The 18563-nt window shown below is 67.4% G+C and carries 12 protein-coding genes; 6 read left to right on the top strand and 6 right to left on the bottom strand.

Going from position 1 to position 18563, the window contains the following annotated elements; all coding sequences use genetic code 11:
• Positions 1-103 precede the first annotated feature (103 nt).
• Entirely contained in the window at positions 104-769 is a 666-nt protein-coding gene (locus tag HZS56_RS38690) for a very short patch repair endonuclease (protein WP_308408016.1), read from the top strand.
• Here HZS56_RS38690 and HZS56_RS07420 read toward each other — a convergent pair.
• From HZS56_RS07420 to HZS56_RS07400, 5 genes are all read right to left on the bottom strand, one after another.
• A complete protein-coding gene (locus tag HZS56_RS07420) occupies positions 750-938 on the bottom strand; it encodes a hypothetical protein (RefSeq protein ID WP_100455316.1) in 189 nt (62 codons plus the stop codon). The two genes, HZS56_RS38690 and HZS56_RS07420, sit on opposite strands and share 20 nt — an antisense overlap.
• Positions 939-1102: 164 nt before the next feature.
• A complete protein-coding gene (gene drmB, locus HZS56_RS07415; RefSeq protein ID WP_100455315.1) occupies positions 1103-2905 on the bottom strand; it encodes an MrfA Zn-binding domain-containing protein in 1803 nt (600 codons plus the stop codon).
• Entirely contained in the window at positions 2886-6065 is a 3180-nt protein-coding gene (locus tag HZS56_RS07410; RefSeq protein WP_216719886.1) for a helicase-related protein, read from the bottom strand. Before HZS56_RS07410 ends, drmB begins: the two co-directional genes overlap by 20 nt.
• Positions 6062-7579 (bottom strand): nuclease-related domain-containing DEAD/DEAH box helicase, encoded by a 1518-nt coding sequence (locus HZS56_RS07405; protein ID WP_216719885.1) that lies wholly within the window; start codon positions 7577-7579, stop codon positions 6062-6064. Before HZS56_RS07405 ends, HZS56_RS07410 begins: the two co-directional genes overlap by 4 nt.
• Positions 7576-12297 (bottom strand): DEAD/DEAH box helicase, encoded by a 4722-nt coding sequence (locus HZS56_RS07400; protein WP_216719884.1) that lies wholly within the window; start codon positions 12295-12297, stop codon positions 7576-7578. Before HZS56_RS07400 ends, HZS56_RS07405 begins: the two co-directional genes overlap by 4 nt.
• A gap of 876 nt (positions 12298-13173) precedes the next feature.
• Here HZS56_RS07400 and HZS56_RS07395 point away from each other — a divergent pair.
• Both HZS56_RS07395 and HZS56_RS07390 read left to right on the top strand, forming a co-directional pair.
• On the top strand, positions 13174-13422 hold the full coding sequence (locus HZS56_RS07395) for a hypothetical protein (protein WP_216719883.1): 249 nt from the start codon (positions 13174-13176) through the stop codon (positions 13420-13422).
• Positions 13423-14088: 666 nt separating this feature from the next.
• Positions 14089-14511 (top strand): hypothetical protein, encoded by a 423-nt coding sequence (locus HZS56_RS07390; protein ID WP_216719882.1) that lies wholly within the window; start codon positions 14089-14091, stop codon positions 14509-14511.
• Positions 14512-14648: 137 nt separating this feature from the next.
• Here the strand turns inward: HZS56_RS07390 and HZS56_RS07385 are convergent, their stop codons facing one another.
• A complete protein-coding gene (locus HZS56_RS07385) occupies positions 14649-15305 on the bottom strand; it encodes a ScbR family autoregulator-binding transcription factor (protein WP_216719881.1) in 657 nt (218 codons plus the stop codon).
• Between the two features lie 225 nt (positions 15306-15530).
• On the opposite strand from HZS56_RS07385, the gene HZS56_RS07380 reads away from it, so the two are divergent.
• The 3 genes from HZS56_RS07380 (at position 15531) to HZS56_RS07370 (ending at position 18449) form a co-directional block, all read left to right on the top strand.
• Positions 15531-16235 carry a nucleotidyltransferase domain-containing protein gene (locus HZS56_RS07380; protein WP_216719880.1) on the top strand — a complete coding sequence of 235 codons (705 nt, stop codon included), beginning with the start codon at positions 15531-15533 and terminating at the stop codon, positions 16233-16235.
• Positions 16236-16562: 327 nt separating this feature from the next.
• Positions 16563-17492, top strand: a complete 930-nt coding sequence (locus tag HZS56_RS07375) for a hypothetical protein (protein ID WP_216719879.1) — start codon at positions 16563-16565, stop codon at positions 17490-17492.
• A 177-nt stretch (positions 17493-17669) separates the two neighbouring features.
• A complete protein-coding gene (locus tag HZS56_RS07370) occupies positions 17670-18449 on the top strand; it encodes an MAGE family protein (protein WP_216719878.1) in 780 nt (259 codons plus the stop codon).
• Positions 18450-18563 lie beyond the last annotated feature (114 nt).

The following is an 18563-nucleotide window of genomic DNA, read 5'->3' as shown; positions in this document are numbered from 1 at the left end:
CTACCGCCCGCCCTCCCGCGCTTGGCGCCCAAGGGCCGGGATGACGAGGACTGATCGCAAACGTGAACAGGATCGAGCCGCCGGAGGTCACGCCAAGCGTTTCGTGAGCGACGAGTCCGGCGTCAAAGTACCCGCCACCGTCGTCCTGACCGAGTCTCGAAGGACGGGGCACGTCGTCGCCAGACTCGAATGGGCTGTCGCAGGACGCAGACGCCGATACTCCCTCGGCGAAGTGGACCACCCCACCCGGAGCGCGAACCTTCGTGCCGCTTGGCTCCTGGCCGAAGAAGCCGGGCTCCTGGTGGCGGAGGAGATAGGGAACTCCTGGGCCTCGTCGAGCGGTACCCGGGCGTCGATGCGTTCCAATCGAGCACGCGACACCAAGCCCGAGCTCAGGCTCCGCTCCTCTCTGCATCGGGAAGGGCTGCGCTTCAGGGTGAACGCCAGGCCGGTGGCCACGTTGCGCCGAACCGCGGACGTGCTTTTCACCAAGCACAAGGTGGCGGTGTTCGTGGACGGCTGCTACTGGCACGGGTGCTCCACCCACCGGTCGATCCCATCGACGAACAGGGACTTCTGGGTGTCGAAGATCGAAGGCAACAAGAGCCGTGACAGAGAGACGGACAGCCTCCTGGTGGAACACGGCTGGTTCGTGGTCCGAGTCTGGGAGCACACGCCGATCGACGACGCGGCCGCCCTCGTACGACTCGGACTGGAGGAGTCCAAGTCGAAGCACGCCGCCCGTGTGCTCAGAGCGGACGTCCGTTGAGTAGATCGTCCAGGGCGTCCGCCTCCCTTCGCAGCACGATTCGCCCGTCTCCGTCGCTGTAGGCGAGGAGCCGGGCGCCGGGGGCCAGACCGGCCTCGACGAGAATCCCCATGGGAAGTTCTACGGAGCCGTCCTCACGCACCATGGCCTCAGCCGGTTCTCGGATCATGCCGCCAGGATCGCACGCCGCTCCCACCCCCGTATTTGCCCTGGGGGCGGCAGGCGCATCCAGCGTGACCAGACCTCGTAGTCGCTCTGCACGGGTTCGCAATCCGCAACGAGCCGCTTCGGCCCGTCCTACATTGCGCGTCGCATGACGGCCTGGAGGCCACATCACCTGGGCTGTCGGACCTCCGCCAGAACATCGTCCAAGAGTCCCCTCACATCGCTTCCGCCCAGCACCAGCTGTCGATCGAGCAGCCGGTTCCCGGTTTCGCAGGAGGTCTCGCTCACAAGGGAGCAACCGTGGCAGGCCGAGAGGTTCAGCTGCGAGGCTCCCTGCCGATCGCTCTCGATGCAGACCGGGTCGTTGGAACAGATGTCCGCGTCGTCCAGAGCGGCCACCAGGAGCGGGATCAACTTCTCGGGGGCCCCGAGTCTGACGAGGCCGCCGAGGGTCCCCTGAGCGTCCCCCGCCGCGGTGTAGATCAAGATCCCGGCGGTCTTGTCCGTACGGTCGGAGTTAGCGTAGATCCGCTCCTGCAGCGCGGCGGATGCATAACCGCTTGCGAACGCCAGTCGCCGGATAAGCAGGTGCGCCAGCGTGTGCAGGGCGATGTACCTGGGTTCCGGCATGTCGAGGCGGCCGGCCCAGGGAGAGTCGGCCCTGCGCTCCTTGAGGATGCCGGCGCGTGCCTCCACCTCCGGTTGCGCCTCCCACTCGGCGAGCTTCCGCTCGTCGAACCGCAGGAAGATCCCCTCCCCGAACAGCTCGATCGCCGGGTAGGTGGGCCAACGCCGCTGGTCCGAGCCCAGATCAACGCTGATCATCGCCGCTTCTGCGTCATGACGCCGGAATCCTCGTAGAGCACGGACCTCACGGACCCTGCGCACCTGCCCGATGCCGCTGATCTTGCCGAGCAGACTCTGCGGCCCTGTGACGCCTCCGAGGCTTCGTCCGTCGACGACGAAGTCGCTTCCCGAACCGTCGCGTCCACCGTCCAGCTTCTTCAGGAACGCCGCCCACTCACCATCCTTGAGATCGAGCAGCATCTCGTCCGGTGCGGTCTCCTCCCCCGCCGCCACGGCGAGGACGGTTTCCGACGTAACTCCGAGATCGTCGGCGATCCACTCCGCCACCTGCTCCGACAAGGGCCCGCCGTTGTCCGTCACCACCTTCTCGAAGAACACGTGCCCGCGGATCTTGTCGGCCGCCTCCGCGGACTGCGGACGTTCCTCGGGTATGTCGAGAGCCGAGATTCTCTCGGCGATGTAGTTGCCCGTGGCACCGCGCTGAACGGCGACCAGCTCGTACGGGCAGGGCTTCTTGACGGAGTCCTCCGGCTCCCAGGGTTGCCGCCCCGCGCAACGGATCCCGTCCCGGTGCAGAGCCCCCTTCGTCACGAGTTCCGCGAGTCTGCGCTCGTTTCCGCATCCATAGCACTTCACCACCAACGCCGCGAGACCTTCGCCACGGGTGGCCAGCTTGTGGAACCTGAGCGCCTTGTAATCGCGGCAGAAACGGACCGCTTCGCTCAGGCTCGCCCCGCGCCCACGATGCGCCCACTTGAACCAGTTGACGTCCTGGGCGTGGCTACCCTTCTCACAGACGGCGATGTAGCGCATCGGTACGAGGGCGCCGCCACACTCACAGGCGTTACTCCACTTACCTTTCTTTTTCCCGGTCAGCTTCGAGAGCTTGTCGCAGCGTTCGCAGAACCGCCAAGCGGGAAAGCGCCAGTAGGGCAACGCGGGAGTGTCCTTGCCGGCGCGACCCGCATGTTCCGGCGGTTGCCTGAGAACGCCGGCACCGAGGCGCGCCATCAGACGCTCACAGCTGATCTCATGGGCGAATCTCTTGTCCCACCAGGACGTGTCCGGCGCCATGAGCGACTCACCCCGGACGTCGACGATCGCTCCCACACCGAACGGCGAGATCGTCTCGGAGAGGCGCAGGTCATGCCTGATCTTCTCCACGGTGCACCTCCTCCTGCGGCTCCTGGACCTCGACCGCCACGTTTGGCTCCACAGACCTCATCGAGTCTCCGACGAGCCACCCTTCTCCGGGCTGACCGAACCTCTTCAACAGAGCTGCTTGATCCTTCTTCGTGCGCTGGTAGTACAGCGGCTCGTCCACCTCGCGTGCCTGTGCCGCCCGCCGGTCCCAATCCCTCAGAAGGCTGCCCACCGCAGAGCGCGTCTCCTCCGCTTCGAGACCGTCGGCGCGCGTCACGTAACCGAGAAACCCGTCGACGAGTCGGTCGACCGCTTCGCGGATCTTGTCGTCCCCGAGGTCGAGCCGACCCGCGGCGTCGTTCGGGGCGAGCGCGCTGAACGACTGCCTCAACAGCGCCACGAGTGCGCCGGCGAGCGAGCGGTTGCGCGAGGCCAACGACCACGGCGTGACACTCGTGGGCTCTACGCTCCGGTAAAGAGCCTCGTGATAACCGCGGAAGGTCTCGAAGTGCGATCGGTCGCGGGCCCTGCTCGACCGGAACAGCGTGACGACGACGCCTTGCGTGTCTCCACGCCCGACACGGCTGGTGGCCTGGATGTACTCGGCCGTGGTCTTCGGCTGCCCCACCATGAGCATCAGCGCGAGCCTCGGAATGTCGATGCCCACGGAGAGCATGTTCGACGAGAGGACCACGTCCACGGCGTCCGACGACTCGTCGACCCCGATCCGGAGCGCACGGAGGTCGTTCGGCAGCTCCTCCGCTCCGCGGCGACTCGTCAGTTCGAGGACCTTTCCGGCCCTGACGGGACGCAGCGGGAAACCGAGCCTTTCGGCACGAGGCTCCAGACGGCCGTTGACGTCGTCGACGACCAGCGTTCCGGTACGCCCGAGCTCGCGGAGGCTGTTGTGGTACATGACCAGTGTCCAGTACGCGTCCCGTGGCGCGGCGGACGGAGCGCGGGCGGCGAGTGCCTCGGGCATCTCCACCATGGGGGTGACGGCGGCGATGACGGCCGACGGCTGCGAGACCGACTGCGGCATCAAACCGACGTAGAGACGCCCTTCTCCGCTCTCGACGGGGCGGGAAAAGAACGTCCGGTCGTCGTCGAGCCCCGACGGCGGGTACAGGGCGACTTTTCGTCCGTAGAGCCCTCCCACCTGTTCCTCGGACGCGCGAATGGTGGCCGTCGAAGCCACGATCTTGGGGCTGACCCCCGACCGGCTCAGCAGGAGCTGGATCACCGCGTCGAAAACGGCGACGGTGGTCCCGAGCGGCCCCGAGAGCAGGTGCAACTCATCCTGAATGATCACGGACGGTTGCTTGAAAATGGTCCCGAGACCGAGCAGCCTCCCGGCTTCCGGCTTGAACTGCAGACGTGCGAACTTGTCGACGGTGGCCAGCAGGATCGTGGGCGGTTCCTCGTACAGCACCTCGTCGACGACCGCGAGCGGAAGCCCGTCGGTGAACTCGCACGACTCGTCGACGCAATGGAGTACGACGTCCGGTCCCACCAGACGCATGCCGTAGTCATGCGGCTTGTCGCTCCTGAGCTTCGGCACCATCGGCGTCAAACACCACGGGCAGCTCTCGACCTGGAACTCGTTCGCCTCTTCCGGACGCGCGGCCTTCTGAAGACGCTTGAGCGCGTCACGCGCCTCTCCACGCGTACCGGGGGTGACTTCGTTGCCGACCCACAGACCGATCGAGAAAGGCGCCATCCCCTTCGCCCGGCCGTCCGTGGCCCGCAACCTCTCCATCGCACAGACCAATGCCGCGGCCCGCTGGAATTGCTGAGCGGTCAGGAGCCGCAGGGTATAGCGGGTGATGACGGCGGTTCCCCCACCGGCCGTACCGTGGTCGAGCCGTCGGCGGAAGACCTCGATCGCGGCGAGACCCAGGTATGCCTCGGTCTTACCACCACCGGTCGGAAACCAGATGAGGTCGACGAGTCCCCGGTCCTCGTGCCTCTCGTCAACGGTGGAAGCCAACGAGACTAGCAGGAAGCCGAGTTGGAACGGCCGCCACTCCGGTTCCCGAACCTGGTCCTCCGGCTCCCCACGGTTGATCGCCCCCTGCCGCATCTGAAGGCGCATGGCGGCCATGCCGAGTGAGAATGCCGTTCGGAGATGTTGCTGTTCCGGTGACCGGAGGAGGTCGACGCCCTTCTTCATCCTGCCGACCGTGTTCTCCGAACGTTCGGCGATACGGACGGCCACGGCTTTGTCGTCGCCGAACGCTTCCGCCCGTTCCATCTGCCGGGAAGCCCAGCCGGCGAACGCCTCGACGAAGGCGTCCAACGATTGCAGTACCGCTCCGGGGTCCTCGTCGATCTGCTGGAGGTGCCTCAGCTCCAAGGCCCCGGCTTCGGCCGTCCCCTCGTCGAAACCCGTGGTCTCGACGGCGGGCACCACGAACGCCGGGACGGGTTCGAGGAAGATCCGTGTGCAACGGCCAGCCGTGAACTCCCAGTCCGCGGCCATTCCGTGCCCGACCGCGTAGACCTTTCGGTTGCGGTACCGCAGACGCAGCTCGGCGGCTTCCGGATCGGCGTCGAACGAACGCGTCGTGTCGTACTCCAGGATCTTTGCACCAGCGGGCGGAGTGACGGCCAGACGGACCTGGAACAGCATCCCGGGGATGTCGAGACGGTCGTCACCCGTGGACTCGGTCAGAACCCGTACATGGACGGTGACCAACGAGTTTCCCCCGAAGACGCGCCAGCGCGATCCGACCTCGACCGAAACACCCCCGACGGACAGGCGCTCGATCTTCTTCTCCCGCCGGAGCTCGATGACGCCGGCGGAGAACGGAGTACGCCGCCATCCGGGTGGCCCGTCCCCGTCGACGACGGCGTACGTGCCGCACGAGAAGTCGACGTCGACGGAATCGCCGTCGGTGACGAAGGAGATCGCGACGGACGAGGGCCTCCAGTCCTCTGCCAGGGGGACCCCGGCGCCGCTCTCCTCCACCTCGCCGTCCGTGACGTCGGCGGAAACGTGTTCGTCCGTGTCTCCGCCGCCGTGAGTCCCTCGATTCCCGGCCTCGACCGGGAACAGCATGCCGACGGCGTACTGCCGGTGAGGCAGGTTCGTCGTGACCTCGTCATCGCCCGCCTCGGGCCCTACGTAGGACTCTCGAAGGTGTTCCAGGGCCTTCTTCTGAGCCACGGTGAGGTTCACTTGCAGACCTGCTTTCGAAGAAGAGCCTGGAGCCGCTTCTTGTCCTCTTTGGACGCGATCACGTGGAGCGTGACCCGCGCCCTCGTGACTGCCACGTAGAAGGCGGCCAGGCCCCGATCGTCGTACTCACGGGGCAGGCCGCAGACGATGACGTGCTCTGCTTCCAGCCCCTTGGCGAACCGCGGGTTCGTCACGAGGAACCCGGCCTCGCTTCTATAAGGCTCGGCACCCTCGGAGACGTTGATGATCCAGATGTCTTGACGACGGGCGCCGTCCGCGACGAGGTCCCGGGCCACGGATTCCGCCGCGTCGACGTCGGCCGTCGCATCGGACCACCGCCATTCCACTCGGTCACCGTGGACGATGCCCGGGTCTCCGACGTCGGCGCCCAGGTATTCCTGCACGACGTGGACGATCGCCCGGGTGTTGCGGACGTTCCGGTCCAGGTCGTACTGGAGCGCCTCCTGCTGGACCAGCTCACAGACATCAGGGTCGAATTCGCCGTCGACGCGCGCCTGGTTGTTCGGATCCAGGAACATCCTCCACCGACCGCCCTCGCGACCTCCGCGGATCACGGAGTCCAGTGCGTCCATACCCTCGGCGTTCATAAGGTCCTGCGCCTCGTCGACGAAGACGACGTCGTACTGCTTGTCACCTGACAAGTCCGCGAACGGAAGAAGATCGATGTCTCTGCCCTCGATCCGCGGGCCGAAGAAGTCGACGAGAGCGGGTGAGTGGAAGGTGATGAGAACCGACTTTCCCTCGCCCGCCTCCTGCTTCGCGCCTTCCACCAACACCAGGGACTTTCCGGTGCCCGCACCGCCGAAGACGAGCATCCTCGGGTTTCGGGAGAGCGCGGCCAGGACCCGTGCCTGCCCCTCGGTCGCCCGGTTCTGCTCCTCCAAGACGGCGCCCCGCTGTGCATCCATGACGGGCATCCGCGTGAACTCGCCGAAGAGGCGTGCCCGCAGGGTCTCGGACCGAGCGATCCTGACTCCGAAGGGTGCGGTCCTGGCCTCACCGGCGACCTTTTCGAAGGCTTCCGTCATCGCCGCGGTGGTCATCTGGTCCCTAGCCCACCAGTGGCTCCCCTTCCACTCGACCGCGGCCGGAGGCGCGTCGATGTCGGGGGTGAGGGCGACGGCCTCGGTCGCGAACCAACCGACGCCTTCCTCCTGAAGAATGTCCCGCAACGCGTACATCGCCGACTGCGCCTGGTCCATCGGGGACTCGCGCAGCTTCTTCCAGTCACCGTGGCGGTCGATGGAGTACCAGACGCCGTCGTACTTCCTGACGCCCCCGCCCTTGACCTCGACGATGACGACGACACCGTCCCAGAGCACGACGAAGTCGGCTTCCCCCTGCTGCTTGACCGCATGACTCCGCAGCTTCACCGAGTGGAAGGCGACCGCCCCGTGGGGCCCGTCGATAGCCCGCAGCAGTCGCGCCACCCGCCGTTCGGCGTTGCTGGTGGTCGTCGTCTCGACGTCGGCGAGATCCGGTACCAGGATCATGCTCCCTGCTTTCGCCAGAGGTCTTCGTAGGCGCGGTATCCGAGGAAATCGTTTACCGCCCCGAAGTTGTCGGCGACGTCCACGATGAGACACTCCGGTTTGCCGCCGTTCGCGGGGCCGCGCAGTCCGCGGCCGGCCATCTGGATGTACGCGCTGGGGCTGAACGTCGGCCTCGCGATGTACAAGGCCCGGACACCGGGTGCGTCGAAGCCCTGGATCAACAGATCGCAGTTGGCCAGGACCCGGATCTCCCCCTTCTTGAACTTCTCGATTACGTCACGGCGTGCCTGCCGTCCGGTCTGGCCGCTGACCGCCTCGGCCGCGACCTGCCGGTAACGAAGCGTGGCGGCGAGGACCTGGGCGGACAGGACGTTCGGAGTGAACACGAGGATCGGCCATTCCGGGTCCCTGCGAAGAATGTCCTCCACGAGGATCCGCATGCGGGCCTGGTCCCGCCCGATGCGGTCGAGAACCTTGGGCTCGAGTTTGCGCCAGGACTGCACCTGCTCGAGTTCGTCCGGCTTCAGTGCGACGTCCACGCCCTTCAGCACCTCGTGTCGAACCCGCGCGAGGACGCCCCTCTTCGACAGCTCCTCGTAGGCGTTGCCTCCGAAGGCCCTCATGATGTGGTGGCCGAAGCGGGCCGCCAGCTCCTCCGTCGGCTTGGTGACGACGTCGCTCTTCCCCTTGAACGGGGTGGCCGAGACGCCCACCAGAGGCCGCTCCCAGCTACGGCCGTCGACTCCGAGCCATCTGAGGATCTTCGTGTACATCTTCGATCCGCCCGCCCGGTGGGCCTCGTCGATGAACACCGCGGACGCGCGACTGAGCCACTCGTACTCGGGGGTGTCGGCGACCCTGTCGAGCTTGGCGTCGGTGGCCACGACCACGCTGAACTCGGTATCGGGCTCGTGGACCACGTTGGAGTTCCAAAGCCTGCCGATGGTCAACGGACGCTCGTCGCCGAGCCATCGCCAGACGGTCTCGAACGTCTGCACCGCCTGCTCGCAGAGCTCCTCCGACTGCGCGATCCAGATCACGGTTCCGCTCACGTCGCCGTCGACGAAGAGCCGCAGCACGGTTTCGGTGGCGACGCGAGTTTTTCCGGCTCCCGTCGGAAGTTCCACCATGCCCTTGCGTGCGCGCCCGTCCGCTTCCCGGGACGTCAGAACCTCCTTCAGCTCCCGGCTGATCTCCTTCTGGAAATCGTGCAGAGGGTTGAGCCTCACGGCACCGGGCACGACGAACTCCTCGTCCTGGTGCCGACCGCGGCGTCCGGCATACTGCGTGCCGAATCCCATCTTCCGGAGCCAGGCGACGGTCGACGCTCCCCCCGCCCACGCCGTGGGAACGTCCGTGTACCCCTCGACGCTGAATTGATCTTTGAGGAATCTGATCGAGTCGCTGCCGTAGACCGTCAGGAAGAGCTCCGCAACGGACGTGGAGTCGTCCACCAGGCCCTGCCCTTCGAGTGCCTGCCAGAGCCCCTTCGGCAGGCACTCCTTCAGCGTGTCGTCGCCGAAGAAGATCTCCAGGCGCTCCGCATCACCGGTTGCGGCACGGGCGGCTTGCCGCTGTTCCTCCAGACGTTGGTCTGCACGTGCTCGGAGGATGTCCCTCAGCTCGGCGTTCGACAGACGCAGGTCGAACGCGCCGTTGACGATCTGCAGAACGCGCTCTTCGTCGAGGTCGGCATGGACCACAAGAGTCAGCCCCTCGAGATGCCACTCGAGCGTCTGGTCCTCGACGCCGTCCTCGGTGGTCACGCGCTTCGTGATCTGGACGGCCTTCGCCACGGTCGCGTTCACGACCTTGTCCTCGACGAACGTCGAACGCAGCCCGGCGTACAAGTCGATGACGCGCTCCTCGCCCTGCCGGCCGTCGACCAGCAGCGAGAAGGAGAAGCTGTCCTCGAACCGACGACATCCGACCTCCTCGACGAGCAGCTCCGCTTCGTCAGGGTCCGCCTTGAGGTACGGCTTCTGCCTCATGCTGAGGAACGCGCGTTCTTCTTCGGTCGTCGCCAAATACACCGCGTCGGGTCGCCTCGCCTCGATGGCGCGTCCAACCCTGGCGGGGATGAGTGCCGGACGCCCGTCCGGGAATGCGGTCCTGCCGGCAGTGAGGACGAACCCCGTCAGGGCCCCGTTCTTGATCGGCTTGAGGACCTCCGATCGGAGCGCTTCGCGCATGACTTCCGCCGGAACCTCGTCCAGTCCCTTCGGCAGTGCCAGGGCGTCTTCGACGTGGCGCGGTCCGCGGAAGAGAGGCAGCAGGGCCTCGTACTCGACGAGCGACGCGGAGACGACGTGACCGGGAGCCCGGTAACCGCGGCTCGACTTCAGCAGGCCAGCCTGGTCCACCGCCCAACGCACGGGGGAAGCGACTCGGTGGGTGAGCCCCGTGTCGACGTCCGTGCAGAGCCAGTGACCCGTCTCGTCGAGCCGGAGCAGCCTCTCCGTCCAGTGTTCGCGGATGCCCTCGGGCGCCTCCGCCTCCTTCAGCATCAGGAGCGCCGAGAACGGACCCGGACCGTCGCCCCTATCGAACTCGACCTCTTCGACGGGGCGCTCTCCGGGCCCCAGCCTCCGGTTCAGCTCGTCCAGGACGTACTGGCAGTAGTCGTCGAAATAGACCTCCTCTTCGACCGAGTACGAAGCCACAGGTTCTGTGATGACACCTGCTGCATGGGCGAGCTGGGGAACGCACTTCGTCCTGTCCAACACTCGGTCGGCAATGCCGTCACCGAGGCCGTCGATGTCCAGTACGTACTCGGGCGACGCCCAGCCGCCGTCGCGCGTCGGAACCTTGAGGGAACCTGCCTTGTTGCCCGCCACGACCTTCTGCGCCTGCGCTATGGGCACGTCGACGGCCGCGTCCCAGAATTTCGGAAGCTCGTCGTCCTCCGACTCCGGCGACAACTTGGCCATCCTGGCCTCGAACTTCGCGAGCGGGTCCAGGTCCCGGAAGCCCCTGTCACCGAGCTTCTTCTCGACGCCGGGAACGGCTAGAAAATCCGGATCGACGAAGCACGATCCTTCGACCTCGATGCCCTCCACGCGATGGAGGAAGACCTGACCGCGATCCTTGACGGACTTCATGCCGTCAGTCGTGGGTATGACCTTCGCGGAGCCGATGCCGTCGACTCTGGGATTCCGCAGCACGAAGTCGAGCGCTCTCGCGGCAGAGGCCGCATCGGCCCCCTCCGCCCACTCGCGCAGCCACGACAGGACGCCTCTCTTGGGTACTTTCTCCAGCGCCTTCGCCTCATCCCTCGGCCGCGAGTCGACGAAGGCGGAGGAGACACTGCACACGTAAAGCGTCCGCAGACGCGTCATACGCTGATTGTTGGCGTAGCAACGCCAGTGCGGCACATCGCCACCGGTGTGGGGCGACTTGATCCACTCTTCGTGGTCGCGCTCGGACGCCTCGCTGACGCGGAAGTCGAGAGGACGGAGCTCCGGCGGCGTGCGCAGTACACCTGCAGCATCGGGGATCAGAGCCCTCTCGCATCCGAGCTGCGGGATATGAACGCAGAGGATCTCATCGCCGAACGAGTGGGTCTCGCGACCACGTGCAGGCATGTAGTCCAAGTGCGCTGCAGGATCGTCGAAGGACGAAACCTTCGGCAACATGTCGAGGAACATCCCGGAGAGAGTCACGAGGATCTCCCGGTTGTACGTGTTCGCGAGCAGCGTGGTGCGGTCGTCGTTCACGCTCCAAGGGGCGTTGAAGAGGGCGGATGCCGACGTCCTGTCCTGGAGCGGGAAATACGACCAGAACCCGCCCGTCTTCAGTTGGGCGAACCGTGCCGGCATGGCGACCGTGACCTTCATCCGGTCACGCGACACCGCTTCACCGACCTCGGTCCGAGCCTCGGGGCTGGGTGCGTGCATCCGATTCTCGACGTACCACTCCTCGTGGTCACCGTCGGGACGCTCGATGCGGAACCTACCGTCACCGAGGTCACGCGACACGTGGCTCGTCACGAAGTCGGCGTCGGCGCCGACGACCCGGAGCCGGACCTCGCGCACCGAGTTGACGAAGAGGAGGAACTCGGAGCGGAACTCCTCGATCTCCCTCCGGAGGTTCTCCAACCTCGACGCGCGCGGCAGTCTGACGATCGTCACCGCCCACTCCGCCAGCTCGGCCAGGATCGGGTCCTCGGCGAACTCGACGTCGGCATCGATCCGCGTCAGGGTCCGCAGGACCGGCAGCCTCCTGGATGCGGGGGCGATCGCCGCGAGGGCCGCCTTCGCCTTGGGAGAGTTGAACTCGAAGGCGATCGACCGGCTGAACACCTGCGGAGCGTCGGTGACCGCGAGCACCGACTTGAACCCGAGTCCGAACCGCCCGATCTCATCGCCTCTCTTACCGCTGAGGTGCGCGTGCGCGAGCGTGGTCAGGCCGCTACGTGAAAACGGACGCCCGGCGTTCGCGCAGTACAAGGTCTGGCGATCGAGGTCGAGGACGATCTCGACCCGCCCGGCCCCCTCCTCGTGCTCGGCGGCTCCCGACATCGCGTCGGCCGCGTTCTGCACGAGCTCCAGTAGCGTGCGGTTCGAGTAACCGCCGACTCGGATGGACTCCTCCTGATTGGCATGCTCCGCGATCAGGTGCGAGTTCGCACGATACGAGTTGGTCGCCCGCTCGAAGAGGTCGTCGACCTCGCGAACCAGACGCTCGTCGGGAATCCAACCGGCTCGATTCGTCGCCACGCCTACACCGCCCCCGCTGCCGACACAGCAACGCACCACTGCCAAAGCCGCACTTGCATGGCTCCTGAAACGTCGATCACCATGTTCACCGACGGTGTGTCACCCACCACACCACCGACCTGCCACGGACTGTAGACGCATCCACTGACAGACCGACCGGTTATTACCAGATCGGTCGTCGAAGCAGGAGGATAGAAACCTACGCCAAACCTTCACAAGTTGTAAGGCGCAGGTACGTCACGGGTCGGTGTCGACGGGTCACTCAGCGAGAGCCGAGACGACACCGACTCGGTGGCACAGGAGGATGGGCCAAGTGAACGGGAACGTCGCACGGTTGCCGGCATGAAGGTCCTCGCCCGAGCTGGTAGGAAACGCCGTGGGAGCCGTTTGGGAGCCGTTTGGGAGCCGACCCACTCCCCAAGCCCGTTCCATACGGCGTGAGACCAAGCGAGACCACCCACCTGACCAGGGCAAACAGGATTCATGCCGGCAGGGGTGGTAGCCGAACCTCATTCGGGACGAAGAGGTCGTGGGTTCAAATCCCGCCACCCCGACAGAAGAACACCAGGTCAGGCCCGGTGCTGAGAGATCAGCACCGGGCCTGTTCTGCTTTGTCGCCCTGCTTTGGGAGCCGACTTCGGGGAGAGGCTCCGCGGTGGCTCCCAGCGCGAGGTGTTCCACGCCGGCGCTCCTCACCCGCGTCAGGGGCGGAACCGTCCCCGACACCGATCGACCTCCCACAGGGTGCGGTCTCGTCCATATCCGGGGCACCACCGGACACAACCGGAGGGCTTGCGCAGCTAACTCCCCGCCGGGCCATGGTCCCTTCACCCATTCACCGCGTGCCGCAACACGCCCAAGAAGCGAAGGCTTGCCATGTCCACCACAAACAATGCCTCGGATGACCCGCAGTCGCACGGAACGCCGCCGACCGAGCCGCACACGCCGGACGAGGCCCCCACGGAGCAGCCGCGCTCCCACAACGCCCTCGCCTGGGCCACAGTCGGACTGTCCGCAGCCTGCTGCACCGCCGGTGCGATCCTCTCCCTGACCGGCCACGAGGAAGCAGGTACCGCTCTCATCGCCGCCGGATCCCTGGAACGAGGCGTCAGCACCCGAAAGTAGGGCAGGCCGGGACGCGGGCCCCTGCCTCCGGACCCGCCTCGTGCGGCAGCAGGGGCAGCTGACCTCCGTGGAGATAGGCAGGAAATCCTTGACCATGTAGCACTAGAACCGGATCCCGCCGACGCTGCCGGTCTCCAAACCGCGGGCACCCTTCTCTGATCCGCATGGTGCTCCGGATGAATGCCTTCAAGGCGTTATGTGCCTCGCTGAGCTGCCCAGTCAGTTCGTCTCAATCCAGCGCGGCTGCGGTCACCTCCACGGCCCGACCGCCGCTCGCTTGATCTCCCCAGCGAATCTCCAGCATGGGGATCGGCGCTGCCTCCCTCACTCGCTGCAGGGTGCGCACGAGGCGCCGGTCCTCTGGCGCCCCGACAGAGGAATAGCAGGTCAGGCACGGTCAGTGTCGGTGCCGGCGGGTGATCCGTACCGTGCAGCGCCTGCCGGCGGGGGGTGGGGTGGAGGAAGACCGTGCAGACCAGCTCACCGCTAACCTGCCTTCGGGCGAACGCCGTCGTTCTGCGTCCCGCCCCCGGACCGAGAGCCGCCGCGCGGCCGTAGGGGCGGCGTCGCTCACTGCTCAGCACCCGGGGCAGCCTACGTCGATAGCGCCCGAAGTCGTCCGGCCTCGACAGGCGGGCGGCTTCCGGCATCATTCGGAGGAGCACAATGATCCGCCAGGAGACCGCCTGGGTCCTCTTCGCTGCCGGACTGATCTTCATAGCGTCGCTGGTCCTCGGGGTGTGGAAATGGCAGCAGTCGATAGCGTCCCCGGACGGAACGGCACACCGCTACGTCAACGTCGCCCATAACGCCGGACTGATGTATTCCTTCGCGACCTCGGCCATCGTGGCACCGCTCGTCCAGTTCTCCGGCTGGCCCGGCGCAGTGAACGTCGCCGCCGCAGCAGCGATCATCGGCATGTTCATCGTGACGGTCTCGAACTACGTACGACTCGGCATCCAGGCCAGGACCGACAACCAGATGCGTGACCTGAAGCCCAGCCTGCGCGGTGCACGCGAGGCTCTGATCATCGGTGAGATCGGCGGCACCGCCGTCCTGCTGACGGGCTTCGCATCGGCCCAGCTGTAGGCGGGCAGCGCATCCGAAGGGGCCCGGCCGGGGTGGGACGAAGGTGGTACGTGGCTCGAGGCGGTCGCGTCATCGGCCGGGCCCGAGCGGTGCGTTGGGCCGGTCCTTGCCCGCGCCGACGTCCCGTCGGCTGGACGTCACCGGACCGGGGCCGCGGCGGTCTCCTGTTCCAAGCGGGCCGCGAGGGTGAGGTAGCGGGCGCGCCGGGTCACCGGGACCATGCCCCGGATCCGGAGGTGCCACATCTCCGCGAGGCGGCGGGGCCGGCGTCCAGCCGGTTCGAGAGTGCCGCCCACGACGCAGGTGCCGACGACGGAGGAGACGAGGGTGTGGGCGATGGAGTCGACATCGATGTCCGAGTGCACATCCGACTGCTGTACCGCGTTCAGCAGCCGTGACGTGGCAATCTCCCGCCACTCGGTGAAGGGGTGCGGCAGGGGCGGCCGCACTGGTACTCCTGCGGTGGCGAGCCGCATTCCGGCCCGCAGCACCGGCCCCTCCTCGTAGACCTGGGCCATACCGAACGTGAGGCGCATCAGCGCCTCCAGCGAGGAGTAGCCTCGCCCGTCCAGGTCCTTCGCCAGTCGGCGGAAGGTACGGGACTGCATCTCCATGATGGCGTGGGCGAGGTCTTCCTTCGCCGCGAAGTGGAAGTACAGGGCGCCCTTGGTGACTCCGGCGTGGGCGACGATCTCGCTCAGGCTGGTCGACTCGTAGCCCTGGCGGTCGAACAGGTCGGCCGCCGCACCGAATATCGTCGTGCGGGTCCGCTCGGCGCGTAGCTGCCTCGCCATCGGCTGGATTCTCCCGGGCTGAGACTCAACAGACCATGTGCCTGCTCATACTCCCCGCACACGATAGCCCAACCTCGGAAGGGCGTTCTGCGGGCGGGCCGGGCCGGGGCCCTGTTCCCGAGTGCCATGGGACCGTTCCTTCCCCGAGGGTGAGATTCCGTGGCAGGAGGGAAGCAGGACGGAAAAGGGCGTGCGCTCGGCGGGGCCGGCGCTGAGAGTTGGCACATGGATGCCATCGAGGCCGCACGCGCCGTTGTACAGGAACAGCACCCCGAAGCGCGCACCGCGTTCCTGGGCGGGAGCGTCGCCACGGGCCGGCGTACGGCGACGTCGGATCTGGACGTGGTGGTGCTGCTCCACGGGGACCCCGCCCCCTACCGTGAGAGCCTCCAGTACGCCGACTGGCCGGTGGAGATGTTCGTGCACACCGAAGCGACGTGGCACGCCTACATCGACCGGGAGTTGCCCGTGCGCCGGTCGCCGCTGCTGTGGATGTGTGCCGCCGGGCTGCTGCTGTTCGACACCGACGGGCTCGGAGCGCGCCTCGCCGCGCACGCCCGCAAGCTGACCGCAGCCGGGCCGCCCCCGGCGTCGGCGGAAGAGATCGACGATCGCCGTTACGTGATCACCGATCTCCTCGACGACCTCGCGGGAAGCGACGACCAGAGCGAGCGTCTGTTCATCGCGACCGAACTGGTCCGCCGGACCGGTGAGCTGGCGCTGGCGGTCGCCGGAACCTGGGACGGCGGTGGGAAGTGGCTGGGACGCCGCCTCGATGCGGCCGCACCAGGGCTCGGTGCACGTCTCCATCACGGTCTGCAGGAGGTACTGAGCGGAAGAGCGGAGCCTCTCGTGACCGCCGTCGACGAGGTGCTCGGGCAGGCCGGCGGCCGGTTCTGGGTGGGCTACAGACGTGCCGGGATCCGCTGAGCGGGGGGCAAGGGCAGTAGACGCCGGGGCTGAGTCAACCGGGCGCTGGTCGACGGCGGTTGCCCGGGGCCGCCGGTGTCTCGTTCGCCAGGTGCCGGTGGGACGCTGACCTCCCCAAAGAACCGGAGAAAGAACTACCCGCCCGCCCACCCTCCCCGCGCCGGTGCGCGCGTGTCACTCGTGCGGGTGACTGGCTTGCGGGTGCGGGATTCGGGCCGTTACGTTCACCGCAACAGAGCGTCACCGACCCGCAACAGAGCGGCCCCCGGCTGGGATTCGCAGTCCCGGACGAGGGCCTAACCGATCAAGGAAGAGAAGAGCTTCCCGATGGCTGACTCGCAGTCTAACGCGCGCCTGCGCGCCGGCGCCGGAGCACCGACCTCCGGTGTGATCCACGTACGCACCCGGCTCATCGCCGACTTCACGGTGGTCTCCAACGCCCTCGCCCAGCGGCGCGGCAGCGCGGTCACGGTCGGCGTGGCCGTGTACATCCTGTCGCTGCCCACCGGCGCCCCCGTGACCATCGCCGCCCTGTGCGCGCACTTCAGCGAGGGCGAGATCCTGATCTCGCGCGCGCTGCGGGAGTTGGAAGCCGCCGGGTACCTCGAGCGTCGCCGGGAGCGGCTGGCCTCTGGGCAGATCCGCACTCGCACGTACTTCTACGACGTCCCCGGTGACGACGGTCCCAGCGACCCGCCCGTGCCGCCGAAACCGCCCCGGCCCCGGGTACGGCAGCCGGTACGGCAGCCCGTCGTCCAAGAGACGGCTTCGGCGCTGCGTGAGGTGGCGCCCGCTCCCGGTTTCGAGGTGCCCGAGGTGGCCGAGGTGCCCGAGGTGGCCGAGAGTCCGGCCCCGGGGCTCTCCGACGCCGATCCGGAGGCGGTCGCCGTGCTGACCGCCCTGCGTCGGGTCGATGCCCGTCTCGTCCTGTCCGCACCGGAGGCCGCCCGCTTGGCGCCTGCCGTGGCCGAGTGGCTGGCGGCCGGAGTGGGCGCGCGCGAGATCACCGAGCTGCTGACCGTACGGCTTCCCGACCGCTTCCGGGCCCGGCCTGCGAGCTTCCTCGCCTTCCGCCTGCGGGAGACACCTCTGCCCGTGCCGCCCCCGGCGCCTCTGCCACCGGCCGTCGAGCGTCCGGCCGTGCTGCCGTTCCAGACCTGCGACGGCTGCGAGCGCGCCTTCCGCGCCCAGGGACCGGGGCACTGCCGCAGTTGCCGGGACCACCTCGTCGGGGAGCGCCTGCGTGCGGTCGGCTGAGCGTCGGCCTCGATGACGTGCGGCTCGTGGCGGACGCGCGGACGGTGGCTCCGTGGGTACGGGAGGGCGGTGGCCGACTTCTGGGGTGCCGGGGCCGCCAATGCCTAGAGTGGTGGGGGCAGTTCGTGTGACTGTGAGTCGTGAGCGTGAGGTGGAGCGCGGGTGGGAGGGGGCGGCGTGTTGCGGATGGTGTTGCGGGTTGTGCTGGCGGGGGTCACCGGCAGCGTGGTCGGTATCGCCGCGTACTCGATCAGCCAGACCGGTGGGCAGCGTCTGTCGGTCATCGTGGGGTGTCTCATCGGGGTGGGCGTCGTGCTGGGGCTGGAGCTGTATCGCAGGTCCGCCCAGCTGACCGAGGTGCGTCTGCAGCTTCTCGGCAACGAGATGTCCTTCACCACCAAGACGGACATGCGCCAGGCCGCGCAGCGGATGTTCTTCCAGGCCGCGACCCGGGTGGCCACCCGTCCGCTGGAGGACGGCAGCGGCAATCTGCGGGAAGCGCTCACCTCTCTGAAGACGCTGTTCGATCTTTATCGTGAGCCTCTGGAGGGGCACACGACCCCGCCGCCTCCCGCCAGAGGGGACTCGGTCTACGAACTGGCCCTGGACGTGCTGAATTTCGAGCTCGCTCCGTTTCTGGCCAAGTGGCATCCCAGCCTGAAGGAGTTCGAGGAGCGTCATCCCGGTCAGGACGAGTCCGAGTGGCCGCACAACGCCGCGTTCCGTGAAGAGCTGCGGCAGTTGCAGGGGCGGCTGCGGCCCTACGTCGTCGGGCTTGGGGAGATTGCCGGTATCCGTGATCCGGAGCGGCACCTGCGGCCCTCGGGGCGGTCTCCGCAGTCCCCGGGCTCCCCGGGCTCCCCGAGCACCCCAGGCTCCCCGCAGTCGGCGCAGGCCGCTTCGGGGTCGGTTCGGCCGGCCGTGCCGAGGAGCAGGGGTGATGGCGTCGGGCAGTGAGGGCCGTGTCGCATGATGGCAGAGTGACGGTCATCATCGTGCGGGCGCTCGGCCTGCCGGGTTGTGGTGGGGCGGGTAGTGGTGGGGCGGCGATCTGCGCACCCCCCCCCCGGC

The sequence above is a fragment of the Streptomyces mayonensis genome, assembly GCF_018982965.1.
GTDB lineage: Bacteria > Actinomycetota > Actinomycetes > Streptomycetales > Streptomycetaceae > Streptomyces > Streptomyces mayonensis.
Note: the sequence above shows the minus strand (reverse complement) of the source record. Positions and strands in the feature narration are given on the sequence as shown.